We start from the raw sequence: 3,503 nt of genomic DNA, 5'->3' as shown, positions 1-3,503 counted from the left end.
AGTAGCGCGAATACCCCGCATGCAGCGCCGCCCCCTTCCATGCGCGCCAGACCACGTTAAGGCGCGGACTAAGCTGGTGCTGGTCGGTATATTCGCCCACGCCATCAAAACGCAGGCCGTAATTGAGGGTCAGGTTGCGCAGCGGCCGCCACTCATCCTGCGCGTACAGGCCATAGATGTCGCCCGTGCGGCCATTGCCGGTGTGAATGCTGACCATCCGGTCCTGCGCGTCGAACACCGTGGCGTCGGCCTTGGTTATGTTGCGCTCGGCAAAGACCTGAAAACCGAAACGCAGGGTATGGTCGGGCCGCAGCCGCCATGTCACGTCGCTCTGGGTGCCGGTGGACATGACCGAGCGTTCGGCATGCTGGCTTATGCCATATAGGCCAGATCGCCCCCATTGGGGTCAGGGCTGTAGCCGAGGCTGCTGTAGCGGGAAAAGACCGATGTCTGGAGACTGAACGCCCCGATGTCCTTCTGGAGCGACAGGATCCCGAAATCGGTAATTTCCTTCTGCCGTTCGTTCAGGTCGCCACTTTGCGGCGCATGGGGCAGCAGGCTGCTGTAATCATCGCCAAACAGGGGCTGGCCGGCAATATTGGGCAACTGGTACTGCGCGTTCGAAACCCCGGCGATCAGGCTGATCCGGGTGTTCTCATCCACCGTGTACCGCAGATGCCCGAGGAAATGGTACTGGTTGCTCAGGTCATGCGGCGCGTTGAACGACGGGGTCGTGTTCTCGATCCCCACCCGGTCATGCACGTAATCGGCGGTCAGGAAATAATCCCACTTCCCGTGCTGCCCGCCATACTGCGCGGAGGGAAAGAAGTAATCCCGTGCACCGCCGTAAACCGAGATATTGCCGCCTTTGTTGGTCGCGCCGTTCTTGGTGGTGATGTCCACCACGCCCGCCTGCAGGAACCCGTATTCGACCGGCAGCGCCCCGGTGGTGAGGGAGAGGTTATCGGCAAAACGGGTCATCAGCGTCTGGCCGAACACATTCATGCCTTCGGGTAGCTGCACGCCGTCCAGGCGGAACTGCACCTCGTTATGGTCGCCGCGCACATGGATCTGCCCGTAGCTGTCCTGCGCCACGCCGGGGGCCTGCAGAAGCACGCTGTTCATGCCCGCGTTATCCCCGCCGGGAATGGTTTCAAGCGCCTTGCGGCTGAAGGCGTGGACCGTGGCCCCGGTGGAGGGCTGCAACTGCAACCGCGCCCGGTCCAGCCGGGCCGTGACCGTCATGGTTTCGGGCGCGGAGGAGGAGTGCGTCAGCCCGTCCTCCCCTGCCTGCGCGGGGGTGGAGGTGGGTGGGGTATCGGCCACCACGGTCTGCGCCATGGCGACCGTAAGCGGGGTCAGGCAGGTCATGGCCGCCAGCGCGGCGGGAGAGAGGGGATGGGGGAAAAACCATAAACGTTTCATGGCGCGGCGGCCTCGCATCCGGTGTGGAGAAATCAGGAGGCGCAGCTTTATTTGGTACAATATAACATAACAACACGAAAATGTAGGGCGCGCGCGCCAGCACGCCATATGTTGCCTGTCTGCAACATATGGCCGCACGAATCCGCGCCCCGACCTGCTGGCCGGGCGTTGGAAACACAGGCCCGGCCCCGGATCGCGGGGCAGGCGAAATCGTATGGTTGGATCAGGAAACGGCGCGCCATGCGGGCGCGCCGCCGGGTCATGCCCCGTCGGGTCGGGTTTCCATGGCCAGCGGCGGCAGGCGCGACGCATCGCGCAGATAGGCGTTGAGGAACGTGCGCACGGCGGAGCGGGCGATAAAGTCGATATGCGCCTGATCCGTATTGACCGGCAGTTGCAGCCGCGCCCGCGCCGCGATGCGGGTCTGGCACAGGGCATAGAACTGCTCGGCCGCGAAAACGGGGTCGGGAATATTCAGCACGCCGGCGTCATTATGCTGCATGAGCCAGGCTGCGAAGATGTCGATGGCCTTCTGGGGGCCATGGGCCCAGAACGTCTCGGCCAGGGTGGGGAATTTCGCGGCTTCGGAAATGATGATCCGGTTGAGCATGAGCGACAGCGGCGATGTCTGCAGCCCGATCATGGCCGCCGCCAGATGCTCCAGAGATTCCGTAAGGTTCGCCCCCTCATCTATCCGCCGGAACAGCAGGGGCAGCTTTTCGCACGCGCACTGTTCCACAAAGGCGGAGAACAGCGTGGCCTTGCTGTCAAAGTAATTATACAGCGTCCCCTTGGACACCCCGGCATCACGCGCGATGCCGGACATGCTCGCGCCCTCATACCCCTTTTCGGCAAAGACACGCGCGGCACCGGCCAGTATCTGCTGGCGCTTGGCGGCGGAGGCACCCGAGTGCGGGCCGTCATGCACCTGCGTCCTGCCTGAATGGTCTGCCGTGGTGCCCATTGAAATCATCCTGCTTCCGTACTCGGTGCGTACTTTCGATTGACCCCGTGTGGAAAGCCGATAGGCTAGGGGACTGACCGAACTGATCGGTCATTCATGCCATGGTAGCGAAACCATGCCATGGAGAACAGATTTATATTAACTGTTTCAGGGACAACAGGGGGCCGGGTTGGTAGGCAGGGGAATTTCATGGCGAACGGCGGTGGTCGGGTTGTCGGTCATGACCGCCGGGTGTGCGGTTGGCCCGAATTTCCACAAACCCACCCCCTGGACACCCAAGCAGTACGGCGGCCCGGACCGTATTCAGGCCGCAACCGGCGCCAGCGGCAGCCCTGCGCAGGTTGCAAGCCAGACCACCCCCGATGATCCCGACACCGCATGGTGGAACGTGTTCCATGATGCCGAACTGACCAAACTCGAACAGCGCGTCGCGACCGATAACCTCGATGTCCGCCGCTATGCCTACCGCATGGCCCAGAGCCGCGCGGAACTGCGCATCGCGGGGGCCGAACGCTACCCCGCCATGTCCGCGACCGGATCCTACGCCCGCCAGCAGTACAGCACCAAGATGCTCCAGCGCATCGTGACCGATGTGGAGAGCGACCCGCAACTGAGCAACAACCCCGTATTTTCCCAATACGCCCCCCCCGCCCGGCGAGGCCAAGATCCCGCTGTTCAACCAGTGGCGTGACAGCATCGACGCGACATGGGAAATCGACCTGTGGGGCCGGGTGCGCCGCCAGTACGAAGCCGCCACCGCCGAGACGCAGGCCACGAACGAAGCCCGCCGCGCCATCCTGATCTCACGCCAGTCGGAAGTGGCGCGGGACTACATGGAACTGCGCAATACGCAGCAGCAGTTGCGCATCGTCATGGAAAACCGCGATGTGGCGAAATCCCTGCTGGACCTGAACGAGCAGCGTTACGCCAAGGGGCTGTCGAGCGACCTGGAGGTGGAACAGGCCCGCGCGCAGTACACGGACACACTGGCCCGCCTGCCACAGCTTGAGCAGCAGCTTGTCGCGCAGGTCAACGCGCTCAGCCTGCTCATGGGCGAGCCGCCGCGCGCCCTGTCCGATGAACTGCTCGACGCCTCCGCCATACCGCCCGTGCC

At 63.5% G+C, this 3,503-nt stretch carries 3 protein-coding genes and 1 pseudogene; 2 read left to right on the top strand and 2 right to left on the bottom strand.

Annotated features, from left to right (window positions below; genetic code table 11):
• Positions 1-1,371, bottom strand: a pseudogene (locus JCM25156_RS23785) (TonB-dependent receptor); the annotation flags it as partial.
• Between the two features lie 313 nt (positions 1,372-1,684).
• A complete protein-coding gene (locus JCM25156_RS11460) occupies positions 1,685-2,389 on the bottom strand; it encodes a TetR/AcrR family transcriptional regulator (protein WP_025813188.1) in 705 nt (234 codons plus the stop codon).
• A gap of 220 nt (positions 2,390-2,609) precedes the next feature.
• On the opposite strand from JCM25156_RS11460, the gene JCM25156_RS32130 reads away from it, so the two are divergent.
• Entirely contained in the window at positions 2,610-3,080 is a 471-nt protein-coding gene (locus JCM25156_RS32130) for an outer membrane factor lipoprotein domain-containing protein (protein WP_025813186.1), read from the top strand.
• 40 nt (positions 3,081-3,120) lie between these two features.
• The coding region (locus tag JCM25156_RS32125; RefSeq protein WP_277909444.1) for a TolC family protein at positions 3,121-3,503 on the top strand (383 nt) is incomplete at its 3' end.

It is taken from the genome of Komagataeibacter kakiaceti JCM 25156 (assembly GCF_000613305.1).
The sequence above is the reverse complement of the archived record's forward strand: the minus strand, read 5'-3'. Positions and strand labels throughout refer to the sequence as shown.

What these genes read in the sequence shown, in the direction of transcription:
- JCM25156_RS11460 (WP_025813188.1), bottom strand. Translation starts at nt 2,389, where the DNA reads ATGGGCACCACGGCAGACCATTCAGGCAGGACGCAGGTGCATGACGGC.
- JCM25156_RS32130 (WP_025813186.1), top strand. Translation starts at nt 2,610, where the DNA reads ATGACCGCCGGGTGTGCGGTTGGCCCGAATTTCCACAAACCCACCCCC.